The 16085-nt window shown below is 63.6% G+C and carries 15 protein-coding genes and 1 pseudogene; 5 read left to right on the top strand and 11 right to left on the bottom strand.

Going from position 1 to position 16085, the window contains the following annotated elements; all coding sequences use genetic code 11:
- Window positions 1-3: 3 nt before the first annotated feature.
- The 3 genes from OKA05_RS08410 (at window position 4) to OKA05_RS08400 (ending at window position 3717) form a co-directional block, all read left to right on the top strand.
- Entirely contained in the window at window positions 4-1467 is a 1464-nt protein-coding gene (locus tag OKA05_RS08410; protein ID WP_264486684.1) for a hypothetical protein, read from the top strand.
- 76 nt (window positions 1468-1543) lie between these two features.
- On the top strand, window positions 1544-3049 hold the full coding sequence (locus tag OKA05_RS08405; RefSeq protein ID WP_264486683.1) for a sensor histidine kinase: 1506 nt from the start codon (window positions 1544-1546) through the stop codon (window positions 3047-3049).
- Window positions 3046-3717, top strand: a complete 672-nt coding sequence (locus tag OKA05_RS08400; RefSeq protein WP_264486682.1) for a response regulator transcription factor — start codon at window positions 3046-3048, stop codon at window positions 3715-3717. Before OKA05_RS08405 ends, OKA05_RS08400 begins: the two co-directional genes overlap by 4 nt.
- Here OKA05_RS08400 and OKA05_RS08395 read toward each other — a convergent pair.
- The 10 genes and pseudogenes from OKA05_RS08395 to OKA05_RS08350 all read right to left on the bottom strand — a co-directional run bounded on the left by OKA05_RS08395 (window position 3702) and on the right by OKA05_RS08350 (window position 12725).
- A complete protein-coding gene (locus OKA05_RS08395; protein ID WP_264486681.1) occupies window positions 3702-4103 on the bottom strand; it encodes a GtrA family protein in 402 nt (133 codons plus the stop codon). The two genes, OKA05_RS08400 and OKA05_RS08395, sit on opposite strands and share 16 nt — an antisense overlap.
- On the bottom strand, window positions 4100-5089 hold the full coding sequence (locus OKA05_RS08390) for a glycosyltransferase family 2 protein (RefSeq protein ID WP_264486680.1): 990 nt from the start codon (window positions 5087-5089) through the stop codon (window positions 4100-4102). The genes OKA05_RS08395 and OKA05_RS08390 overlap by 4 nt, the downstream gene beginning before the upstream one ends.
- A 10-nt stretch (window positions 5090-5099) precedes the next feature.
- The gene (locus OKA05_RS08385; protein WP_264486679.1) at window positions 5100-6608 is read right to left on the bottom strand and encodes an ArnT family glycosyltransferase; all 1509 of its coding nucleotides are present in this window, start codon (window positions 6606-6608) and stop codon (window positions 5100-5102) included.
- Between the two features lie 99 nt (window positions 6609-6707).
- Window positions 6708-8147, bottom strand: a complete 1440-nt coding sequence (locus OKA05_RS08380; protein ID WP_264486678.1) for a sensor histidine kinase — start codon at window positions 8145-8147, stop codon at window positions 6708-6710.
- Complete coding sequence (locus OKA05_RS08375) at window positions 8144-8821, bottom strand: response regulator transcription factor (protein ID WP_264486677.1); 678 nt, start codon at window positions 8819-8821, stop codon at window positions 8144-8146. Before OKA05_RS08375 ends, OKA05_RS08380 begins: the two co-directional genes overlap by 4 nt.
- A gap of 80 nt (window positions 8822-8901) precedes the next feature.
- Entirely contained in the window at window positions 8902-10365 is a 1464-nt protein-coding gene (locus tag OKA05_RS08370; RefSeq protein ID WP_264486676.1) for a sensor histidine kinase, read from the bottom strand.
- Complete coding sequence (locus tag OKA05_RS08365; protein ID WP_264486675.1) at window positions 10362-11039, bottom strand: response regulator transcription factor; 678 nt, start codon at window positions 11037-11039, stop codon at window positions 10362-10364. Before OKA05_RS08365 ends, OKA05_RS08370 begins: the two co-directional genes overlap by 4 nt.
- 347 nt (window positions 11040-11386) lie before the next feature.
- A complete protein-coding gene (locus OKA05_RS08360) occupies window positions 11387-12121 on the bottom strand; it encodes a DUF1003 domain-containing protein (protein ID WP_264486674.1) in 735 nt (244 codons plus the stop codon).
- Between the two features lie 13 nt (window positions 12122-12134).
- Window positions 12135-12311 (bottom strand): annotated as a pseudogene (locus OKA05_RS08355) (phosphatidylglycerol lysyltransferase domain-containing protein); the annotation flags it as partial.
- 75 nt (window positions 12312-12386) lie between these two features.
- Window positions 12387-12725 carry a hypothetical protein gene (locus OKA05_RS08350; protein WP_264486672.1) on the bottom strand — a complete coding sequence of 113 codons (339 nt, stop codon included), beginning with the start codon at window positions 12723-12725 and terminating at the stop codon, window positions 12387-12389.
- Between the two features lie 133 nt (window positions 12726-12858).
- On the opposite strand from OKA05_RS08350, the gene OKA05_RS08345 reads away from it, so the two are divergent.
- A complete protein-coding gene (locus OKA05_RS08345; protein ID WP_264486671.1) occupies window positions 12859-14160 on the top strand; it encodes an MFS transporter in 1302 nt (433 codons plus the stop codon).
- Window positions 14161-14246: 86 nt separating this feature from the next.
- Here the strand turns inward: OKA05_RS08345 and OKA05_RS08340 are convergent, their stop codons facing one another.
- Window positions 14247-15017: a magnesium transporter CorA family protein gene (locus OKA05_RS08340; RefSeq protein ID WP_264486670.1), complete on the bottom strand. Its 771-nt coding sequence runs from the start codon at window positions 15015-15017 to the stop codon at window positions 14247-14249.
- Between the two features lie 35 nt (window positions 15018-15052).
- Here OKA05_RS08340 and OKA05_RS08335 point away from each other — a divergent pair, with 35 nt between their 5' ends.
- Window positions 15053-15904: an alpha/beta hydrolase gene (locus OKA05_RS08335; RefSeq protein WP_264486669.1), complete on the top strand. Its 852-nt coding sequence runs from the start codon at window positions 15053-15055 to the stop codon at window positions 15902-15904.
- The last annotated feature ends 181 nt before the right edge of the window (window positions 15905-16085 follow it).

Below are 16085 nucleotides of genomic sequence, written 5' to 3'. Positions count from 1 at the left end.
TCCATGAAAACCGCTCTCACTCTCGCCTTGTTCCTCGCCGCCGTCTGTCCGGGGCAGGAGGCAAATCCCTTTGTGAAAAAGGGCGAATCCAAAAAAGAGGCACCGCCTGCCGGTCCTTCCTACGTCGGCATCCTCGAGCAGATCCTGGTGCCGCCGGACCTGATCGAGACATGGCTGCTCAAGAACGGCATCCCGGAGGATGCGACCGCGCTGCGGGCCACGGTCCAGCAGTGGATCCGTGAGGGAAAGGCGACGTGCGACCATACCTCCGTCGGGGTGGGCGTCGCGGGCAGGAAGGCGACCAACGAGTCCATCCTCGAGCAAACTTACCCCACCGAGTATGCACCCAATGGCTCCGGCGTCTGGCCCCTGCCGTCGAGTTTCGAGACGCGCAATCTCGGCTACACCGTGGAGTTCGATCCAGCGGGCGAAGGTGAGGAGCGGCACCTTTTCGCGACCGGGGAATTTGTGGAGATGTTGGAAAGCACGCCGCACCATCCTCTCATCGAAAAAACCCGGCACCCGGGAGACGTTTTCCTGCCGGTCATCCGCAGCGTGCGGCTCTCGGAGGGCGAGCTGACCGGCGAGCAGGACGATCCTTTCGCGGAAGCGACACCTTCCGCCGGCCCGCGGCGCGTGGTCATGTCCGCCAGCGAACCCGGAACGGTTGCCCTGATTTCAAGGATCGATCCCTTGCCGACAGAGCGGGAGGCGGGGGTCTCCACCCGCCTCGTATTCCTGCGTGGAGCGCTGGAAGAGAAGGTTCACCCGACGCCGCCGCTGCCGCCGAGGATCCATATCTCCTACAAGTCCGTGAAGGTGACGCACGTCGTGTTTTCCGAATGGCTGCAAAGCCGCCCACCGCTGGAAGTCCCTGAATCGGCATGGAAGTTCGTTTCATCGCTGAAGGGGGAACAGGCGCCGACCCTGCTGGAAGCGGCAGATGGGATCTTCCAATCCGACGGCAGGTGGGTCTTGGAGAATATCCGGGAGGTCATCTATCCGACCGAGTGGGAGCCGTCCAACGTGCGGACCCTGGTGGAAAAGTGGGAAGCCCCGGAGCAACAGAATCAAGACGGCAAGAAAGTGAACGGCATCGGAACTTTCGCCCGCTACAAGATCGAGGCGGCGCCCGGGCTCGCAGGGGCGAGCCTGCCGGTGAGCTTCGAGACGAGGAATACCGGTGTCACGCTGGAGATGGAAGTGCCGCGAATGGGCGATGATCCGGTAATTCGTCTCGCCTTTGATCGCGTGGACGTGGTCGGTGAGTCGGTCTATCGGCGCATCGAGGACAATGGGCAATGGATCCCCGACATGAAGCTTCCGCTGTTCGCCACCAACCGCTGCACGACCAGTTGCCGGCTCGAACGCGGGCGTTGGACCTTGATTTCTTCCGGCACCGAATTCAATGGCCCGGGCAAGGCGGACCGGGATCAATGCCTGCTGATGTTCGTCAAAGTGGAGTGACAGCAGCAGCGGCACCAACTAGTTCAAAGCAATGCGCGGAGAGGAGGCACGAACCCTCACGACGAAGGGGAGAGCCGTGCCTCCCTGGGTGTGGACGCTGCTGGTATGCTCGACGCTTGCCGTGCTGGTGGCGGTCGCCGGCACGCTGCTTTCGCGGCAAACCGAGCGTATCTCCGAGCGCCCGCCCGGCAATCGTGTGGACGATGCCTTCCGCGAAACGGCACGGCGGATCGATGACCTCGAAGTGCTGTGGGAAAAGGCACTCGACGATGAAGCCGCACGTCTCTTGAAGGATGGCCTGTCGCTTCCTCCCGATGACACTGTGATCGCCGGGATCACGCAGCGCTCGCTCTTGAATGCGGGCTTCTCCGATCCCGGCCGGCAGCACCTTCCGGTCGATGGATCCACCTCACGCTGGCTTCCCGTGCTAGCGCACTATGCTCGCGAGCAACCGGGCGAGTGGGTGCTGGCGGAAAGCGATGTGCTGCAGGGCTCGGGTTGGATCACCATGCCCGGCAAGCCGCTGGCATGGTGGCGGGGGAATGGTCGCTTGGCCGCGGTGCTCGTGCTGGATCCCCTTGCGGCCGCGAAGGTCGTCGAGCAGGACCTTGCTTTGCGCATGCCGGACTTCAGTGGGGAACCGGGCTCGTTCTCTTGGGCCGGTCCGTCCGGGAACGCGTGGCTTGGCGATGCGCCGGATCAAGCCAAGTCCGATGAGATTGTTCGCCATGTCTCGCGCTTTGGCGACTGGACGCTTTATCGCCACTATCCGTTGCGGGTGGTGACCCGCTACCGGGTGCCGGTGTTGGCCGGATCGTTCGCGGTCGCCGCGCTGTTGCTAGGCGGTGGGATCGCCATCGTTTCGTGGCAGCGGAAGGCCATCCGGCTTGCGGAAGAACGGGTCAGCTTCGTCAACCGCGTGTCCCATGAACTGCGCACGCCGCTCACCAACCTGCTGCTCAATACCGACCTCGCGCTCGACGGTCTGCCGGTCGAGGATGGGAAGGTGCGTCGCCGGCTCGGACTCATTCGCGAGGAAACCTCGCGGCTTTCGCGAATCGTGGATAACGTTCTCGCCTTCGCTCGCATCGAGCGCGGGACGAGCGAAGCGCATGCAGTCTCTTGCAGCGCTACCGAGGTGCTTGGCGAAGTCAGGGAGAGCTTCGCGCCCTTGTTCGAGCGGAAGTCGATCGTCTGCGACTACCACGAGGACGTGCAAGGCGACGTGATGTTAGACCGCGATGCCCTTTCCCAAATTCTCTCCAACCTGCTTTCCAACGTGGAGAAGTATGCCGGCGAGGGTGCGAAGGCTTCGGTCCGCCTTTCGATCGAGGGTTCGCAGCTTGTCGCCGAGGTGGAAGACGATGGGCCCGGGGTACCGGCCAACTCGCGCAAACGCATCTTCCTGCCCTTCGAACGGGCCGGTTCCCGGATCGATGAGGGCGCGAGCGGGACCGGCCTCGGCCTCGCGATCAGCCGCGACTTGGCGGAACGGATGGGCGGACAGCTCGAACTCATGCCCTCGGCGGGCGGCTCGAAGTTCCGGCTGGCGGTCCCTCTGATGGAAAGGAACCGCGCGTGACGATTTTGCTCGCTGAGGACGATGCGGTGACCCGCGAGGCGCTGACCGAGCTGTTGCAAGGCGAAGGTCACGAGGTGCTCGCAGCCCGTGATGGCCGCGAGGCGCTGGCGCTCTGGGAAAGCCATCGCCCCGGGCTGGTGCTGCTGGACATCATGATGCCGCACTCGAGCGGCTACGAGGTTTGTCGTAGTATCCGCCGCGACGATCGCCGGACGCCGGTGGTATTCCTCTCCGCCAAGTCGGAGGAGGTGGACGTCGTGCTCGGCCTCGAACTCGGCGCGGATGATTTCCTGAGAAAGCCCTTTGGGAAACACGAGTTGCTGGCCCGTGTGCGTGCCGTCTTGAGACGCCACGAAGAACCGCGGGAAGGCGATGCTCTTTTGTTCGGAGCGTGGAGCGTGTTTCCGAAGCGTCTCGTCGCTAGACAGGGTGAAAGGGAAGTCGAGCTCACCGTGCGGGAAGTGAAGCTGATCGCCCTGCTAGCCAAGCGCCGCGGTGAAGTCGTCACCCGCGACGAACTCCTCAACGAATGCTGGGGCCTCGAGTATTTCCCCGAGTCGCGCACGCTTGACCAGCACGTGCTGAACCTGCGGAAGAAGATCGAAGCCGATCCCTCGAAGCCGCTTTTGATCGAGACCGTGCGTGGGGCGGGCTACCGGTTTCCCTGATGAGCTGCCCGGTGTTCCCGGGTGAACACCCAAACACGCGTCGCTGCGAAGGTTCCGGCGGCGACAGTGAGGAGCACCAGGCCCAGCGCGACCCGGTAGTCGAGGCGCGTCCACTTTAAGAGACCCGCGTAGAGTAGTTCATTGAGCGCGAATGCCAGCAACGACACCGCCAGCATCCTCTTGTATTCCCGCGGTCCTCCGGGACGGCGGAAGGTCCAGCTACGATGCCCGTGGTAGCTGACATGGAAGGCGATCGCAAAGCCGGCTACGTTCGCAGCCAGCGGTGTCAGTTCGAAGGGGACGAGCGCGGCGACCACGCAGAGATGCACGGCGGATGCTGCCGCACCGGTACAACCGAACCGGGTGAGTTGGGAGAGTGAGCTCATGGCTGATGGCCGGTCTCGCTGAAGCCGTGACGCTCCGCGACGACGTAGTTCGGCCGCCCTTTCACCTCGGTGAAAATGCGCGCGACGTATTCGCCGAGGATGCCTATCGAGAGAAGCTGCACGCCGCCTAGGAACGACACGGCCACTGCAAGCGTGGCCCAGCCGGGGACATCGGTACCGCGCAACAGCGTGCGGATGATGATGAAGGCGGCATAGAGAAGGGAACATCCGGAGATCAGCGCACCCATGGCCACCCACAGCCGCAGGGGGAAGGCTGAGAACGAGGTGAGCCCCGTCATCGCGAGGTCGAAGAGGCGGTTGAAGTTGAACTTCGACCTACCCGCGTGCCTCTCGCCGTAGGTGAAAGGCACTGATGTGGAGCGAAAGCCGACCCAGTGGTAAAGTCCCTTCATGAAGCGGCTTCGCTCCGGCAACTCCTTCAGCGCGGTGACCACGCGACGGTCGAGCAGCCGGAAGTCACCCGCGTCCGCGGGGATTTCAACGGACGACCAGCGGCTGAGCAGTTTGTAGAATGAGCGGCTGAGGAAGCGCCGCACCGGCGGATCGGTGTCGCGGTTCGTTCGCAGCCCGTAGACCATGTCGTAGCCTTGCTGCCATTGGCGGATGAATTCATCGATGACGTGGAAGGGCTGTTGGAAGTCGGCATCGATGATCACGACGACCTCGCCCGAGGCTTCCTCCAGCCCGGCGCTGATTGCGGCTTCCTTGCCGAAGTTCCGCGACAGCGCCAGCAGCCGCACCGGCAGGCCCCCGGAAGCGGCGATGACTTCCAGGCCGGTGCCGTCGCGGCTGCCATCGTCCACCACGATCACATCGTAGTGCGAGGTGAGCCCGGCGAGATGGGCGCAGAGGCCATTGATAAAAGCAGCGATGCCACTGGCTTCATTGAACGCGGGGACGATGCAGGTGATCGATGGACGCACGGTGCCAGTGGTCGTGGGAGCCGGGGAAGCGAGCGTTTTCATAGGTATCGAGTCAGTTGCCAATGGGTGAAGTTCTGGAGGGATCGATGCCGGACATGTCTGGCATGTCCGTGCGTTCGACGTAGAGCGATGGACCGGGACCCCAGGAGGCCACCGGCAAGAGGCGCCGGCGGACCGGCGGCGGGATCAGTGGCAGCCAGTACGAGGGCAGCGCCACGAAGGTTCGGCCTGGCGAGTCCAGTCGCTCGGCGATGGTCCCTGCGGAGACGGTGTGGTCGATGCCGCCCTCGGTGTAGAATTCGGATGAGTACTTACGGGGTCCGTAGTAGATCAGCCGGTCGCCGGGCGAGCGTTCGCGTTCGAAGCGCCGGATCAACGCGCGTTCGGATTGCTTTGGCGCGAGTTCCGGCAGGAACAGCGATACCACTATCGCCCACGCTGCAAAGGCCAGCGTGATCCCGGCAAGCATCGGGGAAAGCGGCCGGGGAACGGGCTTCGGGAGGCTGGCAGGTGTTGTGGTCCCATGAAACTCCGCAAGTAGGATCGCCAGCGCGGGCAAGGCCGGCAGGGGATAGGTGGCGATGATGTTTCTCGCCGGGGTGAAGAACGCGACCGGCCAGAGCGCCCATAGGATCCAGTAGAGGCCGCGACCATGGTGCGCCATCGCCCAAATCCGGAAGCCTCGCCAGCTAGCCGGCCTTGCCCGCAACAGGCCCAGGCACCAAGGAAACGAGCCGAGCAGCAGATAGACCCAGATCATGCCGGGGGCCACCGGGTGGGCATTCCCGTAGAGGTCGCCCTGCCAGCCGCGCACGGTGAAGCGATTCCAGTGCTCGCCCATCAGGAAGTAGTCGAGGAAGCCGGGCGTCTTGCGCTCGGCGGCGAGATACCATGGCAGCGCGAGCAGGAGCATCACCACCGTTCCCGTGAACCACGGCAAGGATCTCCACGCCGTCCGCCAGCGACCGGTAATCAATAGCCAGGCGGCGATCGGTGGCAGCGAGATGACCAAGGCCAGCGGACCTTTGGCCAGAAGCCCGATTGCTAGTCCGGCGAATACCCCGTAACCGCTCCACCTCGGCCCGCCGCGCATCGCACCGCGGAAGCAGACCATTGTCAGCGTGGTGCCGAGCAGCAGTGCGAGGTCGGTCATGACGGCCGCGGAGCAGTAGAAGAACAAGGGCATGCCGGTGAGCACGGCGGCGGCGGTCCATCCTGCCTCCTTCCCGAGTTCGCGCCGGGCCGCATCCGCCACCAGCGCCAGCACGCCAAGCGCCCCGACGAAGATGAAGATCCGCGAGCCGAATTCGTTCACGCCGAAGAGCTCGATGCCCAGTGCCGACATCCACATCGAAAGCGGCGGCTTCGCCCAGAAGGGCACGCCGTAGTCGAATTGCGGCGTGATCCAATCGCCTGTCTCCACCATCTTGCGAGCGATCTCCGCGTAGCGCGATTCGGAGGGATCGGTGTGAGGCGCAAGAATAAGTAGTGCCAGCCGGCATACGAGCAGGATCCCCAATAGGACCGGAGGATTACACAAGCGTCGGACAATCGTGCGCATCTGCCGGCGGTGATAGCGCGCCGATCATGAGAATCCGGTGAGTGTCGCGGCGAAGAGCGCCGAAAGCAGGGACCAGTGGATCCAGTTTATTCCGTGAAGCTACGAGGCAGGCGAGGGGAGCACGAGGGTGAAACAGATCGAGTCCGTGCCGGCCGTGGCTGTCAGCGTGCCATCCATGGCATGCGCGGCATCCCGGCTAAGGGTAAGTCCGATCCCGAGATGCGAGGCGGCATCGTGCCGGGACGACTCCCGCCGGAAAAGAGGCTCGAACAAGCGCTCGGGGTTGTCGGCGAGTTCATCAAGCGGATTGGCAATGGAGATCTCCACGCCGCGGGCAGTGATCGCTCCGGATAGCTGGATCTCGCCGCTGGTGGCGTAGGACACCGCATTGTCGAGCAGGTTGTTGAAGATGATCTTCACCAGTGCGGGATCTGCCATGGCCAGCAGCTCTCTTTCGCCAAGGTCGTCCGTCACCTGCAGCCCTCGCTCCGCGGCCCTACTCATGAAAGTCTCTGCGTGTTCACGAAGCAATTGACCGAGGTCCATTCGTTCGCGGGAAGAGGAAGCTGCGGGTTGGCCTATCCTTGCCAGGGCGGACAGGCGTTTCACCAGCTCTCCGAGTTCGATCGCCGTCTTCTGGCAGGTCGCCAGATGGGCCGCGTAAGCGGCAGCGTCGCGGGGCTGGGAAAGCGCCAGATCGGTGGTGGTGCGCAAGCCGGCGATGGGGGTGCGGAGTTCGTGCGCCGCGTGGCGAATGAAGTCGCGCTCGCGCAGCCGGATCGCCGCCACCCGCTCTAACAGAAAATTGAAGTGCGTGGCAAGTCCCGTGAGCTCGGAGGGAAGTTCTTCCGGCAGGGCGAGCGCTTCATCAAGCTGGTGTTCGGCCCGGTCTTGCACTTGCGACGCGAGCTGGTGGATCGGCCGCAGGGACGAGCGGATCGCCCGCTCGATCAGCACGAAGCCGAGTCCCAGCGTGAGTAGCCAGCCGCCCGCGAGAATCCAGCGGAGGCGGTCCAGCGAGCGATGCACCGGTTCCGCATCGCGCGCTACCACCAGGAGATGGGGAATCGATTGCGGGTCGATTATGCGGCCTCGTTCGACCATCGCCTGCGCCTCCTCTGGCAGCACGAAGGGATAGATCCGGAGGCCCACGGCACGGGCGTGATGACCATCCGGAAGCTGGATGCTTCTCAGCAAGGGGGCTCCGCCGACGCCGCTGAACTTCGGCAGATCCTGCCGGTGAAGTGCGGGTGATCGCGTGGTGGTGCCGTGTGCTTCGTCCCAGAATTGGAAGAGCGCGCCTTCGAGCAGGGTTCGGTTAGTGCCAATGCCCTCTTGCCACTCGTAGGTGATAGCTTCGTTTTCCAGTTCGACCTGGTTGGAGAGGATCGATGCGGTTTCCCGAATCGAGGCATCGAGTTCCTGATAGAGGCTCTGCCTTACCAGCAGGTAAATGCCGGCCGAAAGGAGGGCCGATAGGAGACCAATGCCAAGGCCACAGCGGACCAGAAGCGAGCGCCGGATCGAGGGAGCGCTCATGGTTCCTGCACTTCGAGGGTGTAACCTTGGCCGCGCCGGGTCTGGATCAAGTCCGGGGCGCCGGTGACATTGAGCTTCTTCCGCAAGTATCCCACATAAACGTCCACCGCGTTGCTGCTCCCGCCGGTGCCGTCTTCGAACACGTGTTCCCAGATGTCCGCCCGCGTGACCACTTCACCCGCCCGGTAGGCCAGGTATTCTAACAGGCGGTACTCGAGCGCGGTGAACTCGATGCCTATGCCACCCCGCTTCGCGCTGCGCCGAGCCGGATCGATCTCCAAATCACCGATTGAGATGAGCGGGGATTTCTTGCCAAAGCTCCGGCGGAGCAGCGCCCGGGTGCGTGCCAACGCTTCGGCAAGCGGGAAGGGCTTCACGAGGAAATCGTCCGCTCCCGCATCCAGCGCCTCAAGCCTGTCTTCCAAGCCATCGCGCGCACTGATGACCAGGATGTGGATGGGGTTTCCTTGCGCCCGCAGCCGGCGCAGGATGGACATCCCGTCCACACCGGGAAGCATCAGGTCGAGGATCACGGCGTCATACTCGCTGCCTTGGGCCGCCCAGAGGCCCTCCTCGCCTCCGGCTTCACTGTCGACCAGATAGCCGGCTTCCCGGAAGAACTGGCAAAGTCCTTCGCGCAGGGCGGTGTGATCTTCGACGACGAGCAGGCGCATGCAATCCCAGCGAAGCAGGTTTGGCCCTTGTCACGCAACGGCGGAATTTCTCATGAAACTCTCATGCTCGGCGTGATAGGCTAAAGGCGAGATGTGATGTCGGGAGCGGGGCCGCCTAGCCTGAGCTGGAAGATGAGAAGCGAGGTCGCCGCATTGCAACTCAACTCGAGCGAGCTTCCGATCCGTTGCGAGATTTCCTTCGCCAGTGCCAAGCCGAGGCCGGCTCCACCCGTGTTGACGGAGGTGTTTCGTCCCCGCTGGAAGGGGCGGAAGATCCGTTCGGCATCTTCCGGATCGAAGCCACGGGCATCGTTCGCCACGGTTAGAACAAGGCCGTCCAATTCCGGTGCCGCCTTGACCTTGATTCTTCCTCCGTCGGGACTGTGGTGAAAGGCATTGTCGATCAATATCGAGACCAGAACCTGGAACAGCCGCTGGTCGCCTACCACAACCAGTGGATCTTGCGGGAGGGTCATCTCCAGGTGGCGGAGGCCATGGTATCTCTCCGCTTCTTGTTGCGCCAGGTTGCGGATGATGGGGATCGAGTCAAAGGCTTGCCGCTCGACAACGTCGATGCCTCCTCGCAGCCGCGCCAGGCTCATCAGGCTGTCCACGGTGCTGCTCATGTCGCGGGCGACATTCAACGCCCGGCCGATCCGCTCGCGGAGGCTTTCCTCGCTGCGTGGACGGGCGATCGCCTGTTCCAGAATGGCGTGCATGCCGGCAATCGGGGTCCGCAACTGATGGGCGGCGCTGAAGGCGAAGTCCTTTTCGTGGGTGCGGGCGACCTCGATTTTCCCCAAGGTCGCTTGGAATGCCGATGCCAGGGGGACAAGCTCCCGCGGGAGGTCCGCAGGGATCTCGGGCAAGGGCGTACCTACCTCGGCGGATCGCTTTAGAAGGGTGGAGGCCAATCGATCCAGCGGACGAAGCGTCCAATAAGTGATCAACAGGATCGCCAGCCATACGGCGAGCAGGGTGACGACTCCGCTCCAAAACAGATCGAGTTTCGTTTCGGTCAGGCGCAGGTCGAGCGCCGACGTTTCGCTGGCGCACACGATCACCTGCGGGTAGTCCTCGGGCGAGAGGATCTTTCCCCTCCGCCGCATTTCCTCGCGTCCATACTCGTTCGTGAAAGGCAGATGGAGAAAGCCGATGGCGCGGGCCGGCTTTCCGTCCGCCAGTTGGATATTCTCGTAACGAGGCTCGTTGAGTTCCCCGTGAAAGAACTTCAGGTCCCGGGTCCCGAGATCGGGCGAACGGGTGGAGGTGCCGGCTTCCAGATTCCAGAATTGGAAAAGACCCTCGATGTTCAGGCCGGCAGTGGATTGAAGTGCTTCCTGCCATTCATAGATCACACCGCCGGCCTCGAGTTCCGCCGACTTCGAGAGCAGGTTGGCGGAGTGGAGGAGCCGGTCGTCCAGCTCCTGGCGCAGCGAGCGCTCGATCTCGCGGTAAATGGCGACCTTCGAGAAAAGCAGCACTCCGGCAACCAGCAGGGTGCTCCCGAAGATCAGCCGTATCCTGATCGATGGATTCCTCATGAGGGATTGGCGGAGATGACGTAGCCGAGTCCCCGGATCGTGCGGATCAAGTCGGGCTCGCCGTTCGCGTTGAGCTTCCGGCGCAGGTAGCTGATGCAAACGTCCACCTTGTTGCTGTTGCCGTTGTCGTGATCCTGATAGACATGCTCGCCGATCTCGGCGCGGGAAGCCACCTGGCCCTCCCGATGAGCAAGGTAGGACAAGATACGGTATTCAAGACGCGTCAGAGAGATCTCGCGCTCACCACGAAACACCCGCTTCCTCAACGAATCGACCACCAGATCGCCGATCTGGATCGATGGCGAGTGCCGGTCGTAGCGCCGGCGCGTCAGGACCCTCACCCGGGCGAGAAGCTCGATCAGTTCAAAGGGCTTCACCAGATAGTCGTCCGCACCGGCATCGAGCCCGTCCACCCGTTGTGCCACGGCATCGCGGGCGCTGATGAGGATGACCGGCGTCTTGTCGTGAAGCTTCCGGAGGCTTCGCAGGATGGACAGCCCGTCGATCTGGGGAAGCATGATGTCCAGGATGATGACCTCGTAGGCGTGATTTTCCGCTGCCCACAATCCTTCGTCGCCCGATCCGCAGTCATCTACCACGTAGCCGGCTTCCCTGAGGCATTCCCGGATGCTTTCCCGAAGTGGAAGGTAATCTTCTACAAGCAGACACCGCATGGATCGTCGCTAGCTCCGCACGAAGGGAGAGGCAACAATAAGAATCCCCGGACGCTTCGAGGCGGCGATTTCCTCGTGATTCTAACGATTTTCTAATGTTTGGGCGATCGTGCTCCCCTCCATTCCCGAGGCATCATGCGGCTCGGAAGAGGTTCGATTCGCCGGTGGGGACAAATCCAGAAAGCTTCGGCGATCTCATCGTTCTCTAATTGCCCGGATGCTACCTTGAGATCGGAACAGTGAAACGTCGTCTGAGTCTGCGGATCTGAAAGAGCCGCAGAAATCTTAGCGACAGGCATCCTCCCCGGGGGGGGAGGATGCCAATCTTCCCCCAAGACAAAGTTGGTTCAGGTAGTCCTGTCTCCCGACGCTCGCTCGCCACCCCGGTCCACCAGTTGCCGCAGCAGCTCCGTCTGGATGTTCTGGATTTCTAACAGGCGCTCGCCGTGGTGGTGGAGCAGGTGGTCGAGCTTCTCATGGAGGTGGCGGATTTCCAGCTCGGCCTTGAGGTTGATCTGGTAGTCCTGCTCGGCACGCCGGCGGTCGCGCGCTTCGCCGCGGTTCTGGCTCATCATGATGACCGGCGCTTGGAAGGCGGCGAGGCAGGAGAGCAGCAGGTTCAGGAGGATGAAGGGGTAGGGATCCGGCGGCCGGGTGGTCAGGACGAGGATGTTCAGGAGGATCCAGGCGAAGATGAAGACCCCGAAGGAAATGATGAATCTCCAACTGCCGCCGAAGCTGGCGATCCGGTCGGCGACGCGGTCGCCAAGGGTGCGCTTTGCGAGTTCCTCCGCATCGTCGGGATGCTCGGCGATGATCTCGTGCTCGCGGATGCTTTCGATGACATTGCGCTCGAGGTCGGTGATCTCACCGATTTCCTCGCTCAGCGCTTCCTCCACGAACTCGGCCTGGACTCCGGGAAGCACATCCCGCGCGATGCAATCGCCATCGGTGAGGTCTGGATGCTTCTTCTTCACGAATGCCATCAGCGAAGGCCGGAGGGATAGCAGGGGGATGCAATCCCCCGCGGCGACCGTTTTCCCGGAGATGGCACAGGTGCGCGTGGCGGTGGCTTCGCTCATGGTTTTGTTAGACTCAGCTTTTGGACAAGGTTTTGCGGAGGCCGCCGCCGATCAGCGCGGTGGCATCGAGCAAGGCCGGCGGCAGCGACCAGGCGCTCGGCACCGCGATATAGCGCGGTTGCCACTCCGGGTCGAACTTGTCTTTGAAGGCACGCAGTCCCTGGAAGTTGTGGAAGCTCCCGCCGCGCTGTACCTGCACGCGGCATCCACAGCACGCGTCGCCGGATCCGACTTTGGCTTTCCGCTCATGGGAAAAGATGAGGGCTCAGAGAATGGTCCACACGAACATAGCGCAGGCGACGGCCAGGATGGTCAGCCCTAGCAGGAAGACCCCGTCCGCCAGCGACTCGACCCGGTGCATGCGCCGCAGATGCCGCGAGCGCAGCACCGCGTAGCTGAGGAAACAGGCCAGCAGGAAGACCATCGCGCCGATGGCAATGAGATCGTCCACTGCGGTCTGGATCTGGCCGGGCTTCGGCAGCGAGCGCACCACGCTGATGATGGTGAGACACAGCCCCACCATCACCGACGAGGTGGTGAAGATGTGCGCGGCGATGTCCCGCTCCTGGCACCGGTCGGTTTCCTGGGGACGGTCTTCGGTCATGGTCTTTCAGGCGGGAACCAAGGTGTTAGCGATGCCATGGGCCGGATTTTTCCGGCGATGACAGGGTCTAGCCGTCTTTGATCCGGTTGACAATTCGCATGACAGACCCGCGCGCCGCGCTCACAGCTAGGCCGTGTCCTCGCTCCTTCGCCGCACCGGGCCCTTCGCCCATCGGAATGCGCGGCTCTACGTGCTCTTCACGGTGCTCTACAATGCGCGGGCCTACTACCCCGTGCTGGCGGTGTTCTTCACCGATCTGGGGCTGACCCTGGAGCGCTTCGTCTTCCTGAACCTGATGTGGGCGCTGGCGATCTTCACGCTGGAGGTGCCGTCCGGCGCGCTGGCCGACACGCTGGGGCGCAAGAAGCTGCTGGTGTTCGCCGCGGTGCTGATGGTGATCGAGATGTCGATCCTGTTGCTTGCGCCGAAGAATGGCGGGACGCTGCTGTTCGCGATGTGCATCCTGAATCGCCTGCTTTCCGGTGCCTCCGAAGCGGCAGCGAGTGGTGCCGACGAGGCGATCGCCTACGATGCTCTGCCGGAGGAGGGACGGGAAAGCGCGTGGGACGAGGTGATGAGCGCGGCGATGCGTTGGCGGGCCGCCGGCTTTCTGGTCGCCATGACCCTCGGCGGCCTGCTCTACGATCCCTCGTGGCTGGCGATGGTCGGGATTGTGATCCCGGTGGAAGTCGCGCACCGGCTACCAGTGGCGGTGGTCTTTTGCCAGGGGCTTGCCTGCGTGGCGATCACCTTGCGACTGGAGGAAACACCGCACCACGCGATCGGCACCGCGCGGGAGCGATGTGCGTCGGCGTTCCGCCTGACGATGCGCACGGCGAAGATGGCCTTCACCACGCGCTCGATCGCGGTGATCATCCTCGGTGGCCTGTTGATCGATTCGGTGGCGCGGAACTTCGCCACGGTGAATAGCCAGTATTTCCGCCTGATCGGCATTCCGGAGTGGGCGTTCGGCTTCATCGGCGCGCTGACGGGGGTGCTGAGTTTCTTCGTCCCGGAGATTGCGCGACGACTCAATGCGCGCTTCTCGCCGCTGGGCGTGCTCGGCATCGCGGGGACCCTGGCGGTGGTGGCGCTTGGGCTGTTAGCCCCGGCGTGGCCGTGGATCGGCGTGCTGCCGTCCATGCTGCTGATGACCTTGTTAGGCTTGGTCGGCTTCACCGTGAGTCGTCACCTGCACGGCTGTGCGGAGTCGTCGCAGCGGGCGACCCTGCTGAGTGTCCGCGGGCTGGCATTCAATGTGGGCTACGGCTCGGTCTCGCTCGGCTTCTCGCTGCTGCTGGCGCGGATGCGGGAACTCCACGGCGATGACGCTTTTCGCGCGGCGCTGCTGTGGCAGCTCCCCGCGGTCGCCGTGATGATCGCCTTGTTCTTCGTCTGGGCCTGGCGTGGCCGGCGCGCGGAACGTGGTGCGTAGTCCCGCCTTGAGGCGAACTTGAAGGACCATTCGAGTCCGCCTGAAGGTGGGACTACGAACATCCGAGGCGGACTTGCTTGGTTGGCTCAGCGTTTTGAGGTCGGCATCATGCGAATCAGCAGCCCGGCGATGATCCCCGCGGCGACCACCAGCCAGAAGCCGGGCATCCGGATGACCTCATTGGGCGGGCTCATGCCGAAGACCGCCACCAGCGTGGCGAGCGGGAAGAAGAAGGCGGCCAGCCGGTTCAGCTTGCGGGCCTCCATGGCCGCGTCGTAGGCGAAGCGGGATTGCTCCTCGGTGTTCTCCGCGAGGGCGAATTCCATGCCGTTCTTGGCATCGGTCGCGACGAGGTCGATGGCACGTTCCAGATCCACCGCGCGGTCGCGGAAGTTGATCAGGCGGCGTTCGTCGGGGCGGGCATCGCGGGCTTCCTGCATTACCGCGAGCATGTTGCGGGTGGCGCGCAGCAGCGGGTTCACGTGCTTCATGATATCGAAGTACTGGCGCGGCGTCTTGGCGCCCTCCACCGCCTCATCGAGCGCGTGGATATTCTTCCGGTAGCTTTCCATGTGGGCGTCGAGTGCGGCGAGGCCGCCGCCTTCTGGCGAGCTCTTCCAATCGCCATTCGGCTGGCCCCAGATCAGCACGGCCTTGCGCACCTCATCGTCCTCCGGTTCCGGTGACTGGTGGAGGATGAAGAGAAGGTGGCCATCCTCGTCCATCAGGCGCTGGCGGCCGGCGGCGTCACCGAGACGCTTGCGGATCGATTCGGGGAGGTCCCAGGACTTCGGGATGAATGCGGGCTTCTTTGTTTCCACGTGCTCCGGTCTAACCGGTCCCGCGTCGTCGGGCAAGTGCGCGACCATTGGGAGAATCGAGGGTTTTTCCCATGGTGAAGATCCTCCTCGTCTGTTTGTCTCTCATGCTCGCGGCTCATTTTCCCGCGTCGGCAAAGGTCGTGCGCGACCTGCCCTATGCGGGGAAGGGGAGCGGTCCGCTGCGGACGCTGGATCTTCATACGCCCGACGAGAAGCGCGAGAAGCCGCGGCCGATCTTCATCCTCATCCACGGCGGTGGCTGGCGAACGGGCGACAAGTCGAACTCGACCTTCGCCGAACCGAAGACCTCGTGGCTGCTGGATGGCGGCTACATCGTGGCCTCCATCAATTACCGGTTGTCGCCGAAGGTGGAGCATCCCGCCCATGTCGAGGATGCTTGCAAGGCGATTGCCTGGGTACAGGAGCACGCCGCGGACTTCGGCGGCGATCCCAAGAGGATCTACCTGCTTGGCCACAGTGCGGGCGCGCACCTCGCGGCCTTGGCGGCGGTCGATGTCCCGCGCCTGAAAGCCGCCGGGGTCGATCTCGCGGGCATTCAGGGCGTGGTGCTGCTCGATGGTGCCGGCTATGACATCCCCCAGCAGTATTCCTCCCTGCGCGAGGGCTCGGTGATGCAGAAGATGTATCGTGACGCCTTCACAAGTGACCCCGCCAAGCAGCGCGATGCGTCACCGGTCCACCGCGTGACCACCAAGCCGCCGCCGTTCCTCATCCTGCACATCACCCGCCGCCTTGACTCGCCCCGGCAGTCGCGCCTGCTCGCCGATGCCCTGCGCGCGAAAGGCGGCACCGCGGAAGTCGTGCCCATCCCCGGCAAGAGCCACGGCACCATCAATGCCGACTGCGGTAAGCCCGGCGACCCGGTGACGCTGGCGATCACGAAGTTCCTCACGCCGAAGTGAGACGGGTTCACGGCCAGGGAATTGTTGCTGGGCATCCGCTGGGGCATCCTGCCCCAGTCCGTTGTGGGGGCGGCTCGCCCCCAATGATGCGCACAGGGCGGGACGCCAATAGTGTTCGGCACGCTTTCTGAGTTCGCTGGATTGCCCGGGCTTGTTCGCCACCGCGTGCCGGGATCGTCGA

It is taken from the genome of Luteolibacter arcticus (assembly GCF_025950235.1).
In the GTDB taxonomy this organism is placed as follows: Bacteria; Verrucomicrobiota; Verrucomicrobiia; order Verrucomicrobiales; family Akkermansiaceae; genus Haloferula; species Haloferula arctica.
This window is presented reverse-complemented; position numbering and strand designations above follow the sequence as displayed.

Coding starts and splice junctions, on each gene's coding strand:
- OKA05_RS08410 (WP_264486684.1), top strand. CDS start 4: ATGAAAACCGCTCTCACTCTCGCCTTGTTCCTCGCCGCCGTCTGTCCG.
- OKA05_RS08395 (WP_264486681.1), bottom strand. CDS start 4,103: ATGAGCTCACTCTCCCAACTCACCCGGTTCGGTTGTACCGGTGCGGCA.
- OKA05_RS08390 (WP_264486680.1), bottom strand. CDS start 5,089: ATGAAAACGCTCGCTTCCCCGGCTCCCACGACCACTGGCACCGTGCGT.
- OKA05_RS08385 (WP_264486679.1), bottom strand. CDS start 6,608: ATGCGCACGATTGTCCGACGCTTGTGTAATCCTCCGGTCCTATTGGGG.
- OKA05_RS08380 (WP_264486678.1), bottom strand. CDS start 8,147: ATGAGCGCTCCCTCGATCCGGCGCTCGCTTCTGGTCCGCTGTGGCCTT.
- OKA05_RS08375 (WP_264486677.1), bottom strand. CDS start 8,821: ATGCGCCTGCTCGTCGTCGAAGATCACACCGCCCTGCGCGAAGGACTT.
- OKA05_RS08370 (WP_264486676.1), bottom strand. CDS start 10,365: ATGAGGAATCCATCGATCAGGATACGGCTGATCTTCGGGAGCACCCTG.
- OKA05_RS08365 (WP_264486675.1), bottom strand. CDS start 11,039: ATGCGGTGTCTGCTTGTAGAAGATTACCTTCCACTTCGGGAAAGCATC.
- OKA05_RS08360 (WP_264486674.1), bottom strand. CDS start 12,121: ATGAGCGAAGCCACCGCCACGCGCACCTGTGCCATCTCCGGGAAAACG.
- OKA05_RS08350 (WP_264486672.1), bottom strand. CDS start 12,725: ATGACCGAAGACCGTCCCCAGGAAACCGACCGGTGCCAGGAGCGGGAC.
- OKA05_RS08335 (WP_264486669.1), top strand. CDS start 15,053: ATGGTGAAGATCCTCCTCGTCTGTTTGTCTCTCATGCTCGCGGCTCAT.